General features: G+C 49.2%; 1 protein-coding gene. It reads left to right on the plus strand.

The window, feature by feature from the left end; genetic code table 11:
• A partial coding sequence (locus HW443_RS12695) for a secondary thiamine-phosphate synthase enzyme YjbQ (RefSeq protein ID WP_308751121.1) occupies positions 1 to 463 on the plus strand: 463 nt, incomplete at its 5' end.
• Positions 464 to 571 lie beyond the last annotated feature (108 nt).

Below are 571 nucleotides of genomic sequence, written 5' to 3' on the forward strand. Positions count from 1 at the left end.
GCCCATGCACCGCGGCGCACCACGTCGCCTGAAAATTGGGTTATTTTCAAGGGAGGATGAGGTAAGTTTGATCAAAGAAATAGTGGTAAGGACCAGATCCCGAACCGAATTTGTGGATATCACGGAAGAGGTAAGGCGAGCGGTTAAGGAAAGTGGGGTGGATGAGGGCGTCTGCCATCTCTATGTTCCCCATACTACGGCAGCCATAACCATAAATGAGGGGGCTGACCCCAGTGTGGTCAGGGACATTGTTAATGAGCTAAACAAGACCATCCCCTTTGATGACAACTACTTTCATCGGGAGGGCAATGCGGCAGCCCACATCAAGTCTAGCTGGATCGGTTGGTCCTCCGCCTTCTTGATATCTGACGGCAATCTGGTTCTGGGAACCTGGCAATCGGTATACTTTTGTGAGTTTGATGGACCCAGATCCAGAAAAGTGTATGTTAGAGTATCAGGATAGGAGAGAGGGCTCATCAGCCGGGGGGCGAGGGCCCAACAAACGTATGGATTTAACCCTACAAGGTCATTTACCTGAGTACATACAATATGTTGTGGTTCAATTAAAGAA

This window comes from Candidatus Hakubella thermalkaliphila, from assembly GCF_013281975.1.
Taxonomy (GTDB): Bacteria; Actinomycetota; Humimicrobiia; order Hakubellales; family Hakubellaceae; genus Hakubella; species Hakubella thermalkaliphila.